The sequence below is a fragment of the Myroides sp. 1354 genome, from assembly GCF_030324495.1.
Taxonomy (GTDB): Bacteria; Bacteroidota; Bacteroidia; order Flavobacteriales; family Flavobacteriaceae; genus Flavobacterium.
This window is the reverse complement of record NZ_JACAGN010000015.1, coordinates 83660-91310: the sequence shown is the minus strand read 5'-3', so window position 1 is coordinate 91310 and position 7651 is coordinate 83660. Positions and strand designations below refer to the sequence as shown.

The 7651-nt window shown below is 36.2% G+C and carries 3 protein-coding genes; all 3 read right to left on the bottom strand.

All coding sequences use genetic code 11. From position 1 onward, the window contains the following. Positions 1–2507, bottom strand: a 2507-nt coding sequence (locus HX004_RS14405) for a DUF6443 domain-containing protein (protein ID WP_286443303.1), incomplete at its 3' end; no start/stop codon positions are given. A gap of 22 nt (positions 2508–2529) precedes the next feature. Beyond that, on the bottom strand, positions 2530–4080 hold the full coding sequence (locus tag HX004_RS14400; RefSeq protein ID WP_286443302.1) for a T9SS type A sorting domain-containing protein: 1551 nt from the start codon (positions 4078–4080) through the stop codon (positions 2530–2532). A gap of 4 nt (positions 4081–4084) precedes the next feature. Beyond that, the gene (locus HX004_RS14395; protein ID WP_286443301.1) at positions 4085–7393 is read right to left on the bottom strand and encodes a sugar-binding protein; all 3309 of its coding nucleotides are present in this window, start codon (positions 7391–7393) and stop codon (positions 4085–4087) included. Positions 7394–7651: the final 258 nt, after the last annotated feature.

Genomic DNA, 7651 nt, shown 5'->3' with positions numbered 1-7651 from the left:
TTTAGGTTACCAAAACTATCGTAATCATAGTGTTTGGCAGCGGTACTCCCCTGTTTGAATCCATCGGTATTGTTAGAAGCATCCTCTACTTTTTGTAGGATATTTCCATCATAACTATAAGTCAGCTGATCCACATCCAAGGCAATAGCGGTATTTACACTGCGTCCTTTGCGGTTTAAGGTGGTAATATTTCCATTGACATCGTAGTTCATGCGCTCATCATACAAACCTATAAGGGGTGTCGTTCCCTCTGGCTCTTGATAAATCCCAGCTTTTAGACGACTTAACTTATCATAGCCATAACTATAGCGACGCAAGACATTGTCTTGTGCTGTTTTCCAAGTTTGCTCGGCTATAGTTCCATTATACAGCTTCTTTACTTCACCAATCCCTTCACTATCCAAGGTATTGTAGTTTAGTTTCATCGCAAACAATGATTTCTTGCCAAAATCACCTGCTTCTAAATTACCCGTACTGTTTACTTGGGTTAGCCAACCTCTAATATTGTATCTATAGTTGATCTCTTGCAAAAAAGAGGTGCGAATTGGTGATTCTACAACTAATATAGGTCCATCAAAAACTTCTTTATTTTGTTGCATCTCTCGGGGGGTTAAATTACTCCCCATTTTACCCCCTACTCTTTTCTGTTTAACACGACCTAATTCATCATATACATTTTCAAAAAGAACCACTGCATTGGAAGTACCGATTTGATGGGTTTGATACAACAGACGTTCTGCTCTATCATAATAAAGGCGTTGTTCTATAGTGGTCGGATTTACCCCATTTTTATACTTGTGCGATGTAATCGTTTTGGTTGGAAGTCCGCGAAAATTGTACTTCGTATCTACTTGGGTATAGCCTCCTAAACGATTGGTTTTATAACTCCTCAATACCCGTTCCTTGTAATCATATAAACTATAACTAAGTGTTCCTTGTGCTTCATTGGCCGTGGTCAGTACTCTAGTCCAAGCACCTGTTGGCAGTCCCTTGACATTGGTAATCACCTCTTGTCCTTCGACAGTAGCTACATTAGCTGGCCCTCCTGAAAAAGTATAGTCGTCATAATAGTTGACTCCTAAAATCTTGATTGCCGTTTTGGGTATAGTCACATTGCTATAAGGAACCGATACTTGATCGATTGTACTAGCAGTAGCCTTTTTCTCGTGAAAATCTGCAGTAGCCTCTACCAAACCTTGAAAGGTATTGCGTCCTGTTTCTGTGGTAGCTGTTCCATTGTAAAACCCGGTATACACCACTCTTCCAAAGGCATCGTACTTGCTAAACATCCAGCCTTGAGCTCCATCGCCAAAAGGGCTGTACACTGGCCCTTGTGCTAATAGGCGATCCGCTTTATCATACACCATAAACTCCCACTCTTTCCCAGGGAGTTTCTTGGCTACTAGGCGATTCTTGTGATCGTATTTGTATTGATAACACAATTTATCCAAAGTAATGGCATCCGTTTGTCCTTGGGCTAAAGGGGGTAATACATAGGTTAAGTTATTGTACTGATCATACACATAATAAGTATACAGTGCTTGTCCAAAATATGGATTCCAACTCCCAGGATCTATCGGTTTAACTGGAGGAGTAAGTGAATTGACCCCTTCGGATACCTGATCTGACAAATTATTCCCTATTTCTTCTGCATTATCAATGATTTCACTTACACTTTTTCCTGCTAGTTCATTGGAAATTCCATCTGTAACATCAGTAGATAACGAACCACCTGATCCTTTGGGCCCCACAACAACTAATTCACGATCCAGCACTTGAACCGTAGCCAAGACTTTTTCCTCTTGATCCGTGAAACGACTAGAATAATTGCCATCCTCATCTTGGGTTGAAGTCACATACAGTTTATTTGCTGCAAAATACCCCTCATCCACAAGGCGAATGTCATACTGCTTCAAACTCGCATTCCATGTCGCTACCGCTTTGAATTTCTTTACTTGATTGGCCGTATTAAATCCATAACTATGTTTCACATTATGTATCCCATTGGCATCCATCTTCCAATCTGTTCCTGGTGAGGCTTGTTTTAATACGCGCTTTAATGGAGATTTCTCCAACTCACTCTCACTATATGGATTAGTTGTGCGCTCGTATTTAGCTGTATTGTAAAAAGACTCCGTTGCTCCTTTTGCATTGGATACAAAATTCTGGTTTTGCGTGTACTGGGATTGAAGAGTATTATCTGGATAATATTGCGCTACAAAAGGCAGATAATCTTTAATTTGTCCTAAATTCAACTCATATTCAATGTGTTTGACCACATTTCTACTTCCAGGACCAATTCCAACTGCTATTTCCTGTTTGGGACGGCCTAAACCGTCATAATACACCACGGTTTCTAACTTCGGTCTACTCAGTATAGATAGTGGTGGATTGCTAGTTTCATACTGAGGTTGTGTGGTCTTGATGTAGTTTTCTGAACGAGTTTGTCCAAAAACAGGAAGAACTCCCAAACAAAGTACGATAAATAAATATATCTTTTTTTTCATTTTTATCTGTTTCATGATTTTCTTATCGTCTTACTACGTTAATACTTCCACTTTCCGTATCGGTTTTCACCCAAATAATATAGGTACCTCGAGATAGGGCTGTTAAATCAACAGGTTCCGTTTGATACTCAATCGCTCTGCTTTGCAACAAACGTCCACCTAAATCGTAGACTTCCATTTTTCCAGTGGTATAAGCAAAATTCATCACGATATTGGCAAAACCAGTCGTCGGATTAGGGAAAGCCTCTAGCGTAATACGAGTAGGTTCTTCTTTTTCCTTCTCTTCTTTCTCCACTTTGACAATCCAAAAATCATTGCCTCCTTTTTGAGCCGCTTTTACTTTGCTCTTTTCGCCATTGGATGTTCCTGCAAATACATAACCTCCATCGCGGGTTTGAATTACTTTTGTCAGAATGTCATTGCCCTTGCTGCTAATTGACTTTTCCCAAGCAACACTGTGATCACTTTCGATACGAGTACCCAAATATTCAAAGGTTGACTGTTTCTCACTAACAGCCATGCTACTTCCTCCCAAGAAAAACTGCCCTTTAGAATCGACAAAACCGTTGGTTAGTACATTATAATCTCCATAGCTATACGTAAACTCTTTTACTACATCTCCACGGTCATCTGTTTTAATCAACCAATAATCTAGGTTACTCTCTTGTTTACTGGTTTTAGTACCTGATACGTCTGAATTAGACATGCCAAACAGCGCATAAGAACCATCAGTCAATTGTTGAACTTCTCTTAATTCATCCTCTTGTTGACCTCCATAGGTTTTTTGCCATTCTTCTTTTTCTGATGCACTTAGTTTGATCAACCAATAATCCATTCCTCCCAAAGATTCGGCTGTTTTACTATGACTCCTTGGGGAATTGGATTGAGCTCCGATGAGTAAACCTCGATCTGCAGTTTCGATTATATCCACTCCTGTATCTTTGTATTCACCTCCATAACTCTTTTGCCACACAATACTACCCTGTGCATTTAATCGCAAAATCCAAAGATCCATTCCCCCATAATAAGCTTGGGTTTTATCACCTGATACAACGGAATTGCTATTGGCTAGTACTGCGTAATCCCCACCTTTAAGGGCAATCACCTTAACCACTTCCTCTGTTCCAATTCCGCCATAACTCTTTTGCCATTCGATCGTTTTGGCTGCATTGAGCTTCACCAACCACAAATCTTCTTTGCCTTTATTTACTTCTGTTTTATCGCCTGATTTTCCGGAGGTAGACGTAATACCCAATAAAAAACCACCATCTGGTGTATGGCAAATGCTGTGTAGGTAATCATTGCCATCACCTCCTAAGCGGTATTGCCATTCTTGGGTGCCATCTTCTTTCATCTTCCACAACCAAGCATCAATATTGCCGCGACGCTTCGCTTTGATATCCCCTCCTTCATTAGACAGGGAACTCCCAGCTAACAAAAAACCATAATCGGCTGTTGGCAACACATCAAATAGGTATTCCGCATGCGTACTGCCTAACGTTTGTTCCCATTTCACTTTTTGACTAAATCCTAACATAGGGATCAAAGTAACTAGTAGTAGTTTTATTTTCATACCGCTATTGTTTATAATTATATTCATATTCGATAACCGTATTTTTCTTGCTGTCTTGAACCTTTTTCAAGCGCCCAAAACCATCATATTCGTAGTATTCTTTCCCTCCTCTTTCATTTTCTTTATAGATTAATCCTTTGATAGGGTCGTACAGATAATGATGAATAACAGCCTCTTTTAAATCCGGACTTTGTTTTAAAAGAGTATTAACTGCTTGTACATCGGCTTCAAGGGGTACTAAATCACCTCCTATTTTAGAAATTTTATTGCCTAATAAACTACTTATTGAAGAATAAGAAACATTAGCAATTGCCCAGACAGGTAAACTTCGATTATATCCCCAGATATAGTTGGTTTCAAAACCTGTTTTATCTCTGGAACTTAATACATTATGCTTTGAATCATAAGATAAAAAATCAACTTCTTTCTCCCAATTCACTTGCTTAATTTGCTTTTCAATATTTTTGAGTAAAGGCCAATACGTTAATTCAAATACTGGTGGATTTAACACATTATTTTGAGGAGTTATAATTGAATCAGAAGGACTCACAGCAAAATCATTCCACCCAAATGCTGTAAACCATTTTGCATAATTGTTCTTTTGACTAACTATTTTTTCGTTATTTATATAATGTTCTTCTAAAATTACAGGAGAAATAATGTGTTTTTTCTCCATGTCCTCATAAACCGATTGGCTCATAAAATCAAACGGATATTTATACACTGTTTTATAGATTTTATCTCCTATTTTTTCTTCTTTTTCTATTAGAGCTTTGTATTGTTCATTATATTTATAAGATGTCTCTTTTTTAACGATACTTGCCGTTCCATTGTAATCAATCTCGGTTTCTTTAGTTAAATAAGGAGTATAGGTATATATTTTACTTGCGATATAAGTATAAGAAGGAATTCCACCATGCAAAGGTCCCATTAAATGATTATCATAAGCATTAATTCTACGAATGTACTGCTCAAATCGATTGGGATTATCGTCATACTGATATCGCATTTCTTTTACTTTTTCTCCCCGGCTACCAGTTGCGGAGAATATAGGTTTAAAATACGTTTTCGAAAGTAATTGGCCTCGTTCCAACTCCATACTAATCAAGTCCCTTTTCTGCCAGAATTCTTTATAGTTACCAAGCTCATCTTGAAAATTGAATTCATAATGGGTGGCATAATTTAGTATGGGATGATCGTGATACCCATTATCAAAATTTTTATATTCATATGTTGTAAAGCTCCCATCCATATCGTCAATTTCTGTTACCTCACTATACATAATATGATTTCCCCGTAGACGATCTGCAGGATAAATATCATCACTATTCCAATTAAAATAATCTATATGATATACTCTAGTTTCCCCAAAAGGGTAATTTCCTTCAATAAATTCGAAATGTGTCGGTACATGTGTTAATACACCACTTGAAGCATTTCCCCCTTGATAATAATCTTTTACATATTTATAACTTGTCGATTTGACTATTGTCCCATTCGTATCAAAACTTTTAGCTGATTTTATGCGAACTCCTCCAGCAGGTTTCGCTATTTGATTTGAATTAGCTTCCACAATAAATGGATAATTCTTAGCTATTCCGCCATACATATTGGACTCATATTCAAACTTCGTTCTACCTCCTGTAGGATAGGTTATTTCCTCTAAAAGTTGTAAATCGTTATATTGAGAAATTTCTGGTTTTCGATTTTCTACATATTGTTGTCTCAGATTTAAATTATCTCTAAAAGGTAAAGTAATATTTAAACGACTATATTCAGGATAATAAGGATTACTTATGAATCCTATATAATCATTTTTAGTAGAGTAAAAACCATAATCATCTTTATTATACGATTGATAAGGTGGTAAAACATTTTGATTAGGCATTTTATACCGAAAATTATATTGCATTGAATTGGAGTTTTCTTGTGTTACCCCTGCTTCTAAATCCTCAATATTTAAACTATACAGCATTGGACGTGTTTGATAGTTAAAAGTAAAATACTCAAAATTAATTTTTTTACTTTTTTCTCCTTCCGAATTAAACACTTCAATAAAGTTCAATTGTTTCATGGGTTGTGATAAATCAGCAAAATTAAGTTTACCTACATCATGATATTTAAAGAAGAAAATTTTCTTTAACTCAATTTGAACATCTACAAAACCATGCATATCTCCGCCCGCATTTCTAGCATTCTTTAATTCATCATATTTTGCAAATAAATATCGAGGTTGAGAATACTCATTATAATTAAATTTAAATCTTTCTTTAGGTGTAATAACTTCATCTAAATACACTAAATCTATTAAGGTCCCTTGTTCACTATTAATATGTACTTTTCTTGCACCAAATATTGTTGTAAGAGAACTGTCACCTGTATTCCACTTATCCGTAACTAAATCACTCCAAACCTTTGAGCTATATAGAAAGCCTTGTTTTATATACTTAAACTCAATGATATCTTTATTTGGGTAGATTATTTTAGTTAAATTCCAAGTGATAGGATTAGGAATATCAAATGCATTATTACGAGGTGCTTTATAAGCGGAATGTCCTACTCTAGAAAATTCTGTAGCAGAAAATGCTCCTCCAAACTCATAGCGCACTCCTTCTTCATCAATAAGTGTAATTTTCTTGATATCCCCTTCTTTTGGAATATAAAATCGAAGGTCAGTAATATAGCTTGCTAAAGCAGGAAGTTTAATAGTATCTTTCTCAATTCGATGAGGTTGTTTTTCAATTTCAATCAATAATTTCTTATTACTCTTAGATCGAAATTTTGGCTTTTCGTTATGATCGAAGTAGAGTTCTCCAGAATATCCATTGAAATTAATTGAATAAACAGTTTGCTGAAGATAACCTCTACTTGTATTAACAATTGACACTGGAGTTCCTCCCTCAGGTCCAATTAGCTCATTTAAGTATTCTTTTGTATTCCAATTCTCCCTTTGCAGTGCATAAGGGTCATCTAACACTATAGTAACATCATCATATATAGCTTCTCTTTTTTTACTTTCAACCAAGGTAATAGCTCCCCCAATATCCAAATGCCAACCTAAACCAAGTATTGTAGGTATGGTTTCTATTTTATTCCCCATTCCGTTGTGATATTTCATTGATATATCTACTCCGTTAACATTTGAACCTTTGGAATGAATCGGAATACTCACATCTATAACACCAATAAAATTACTAGCAGGAAAAGATCCAAAAACACGAAACGCACTAGCTGTAGGAGAATTAACTGCATTTGTTGTAGCGCCTTCTTTACTAGATAAAAAAGAAGACACCACTTGAGAATAACTAATCATTGAGGAACATAGCAGTAACGCAATAATTCCTTTTTTTAAACACAAGAACATAGTATATAAATTTAATCTTAAACATATTACAATTAATCAGTGCCCTCAACTTCTTAACGATATTACCTTTCTTAGACCCCACTCTCTTTTATCTTCTAGAGTCTAACAGCGCTATTCCACAGCGCTCCACTTTGATATCCCCAACTGAGTTGGAAAGCAAATTGCCACTAACAGAAAAACAATAAACCGATACTACAGTACAATCGA

Excerpts from the sequence above, each read along its gene's own strand:
- HX004_RS14400 (WP_286443302.1), bottom strand. The coding sequence starts at position 4,080 with ATGAAAATAAAACTACTACTAGTTACTTTGATCCCTATGTTAGGATTT.
- HX004_RS14395 (WP_286443301.1), bottom strand. The coding sequence starts at position 7,393 with ATGATTAGTTATTCTCAAGTGGTGTCTTCTTTTTTATCTAGTAAAGAA.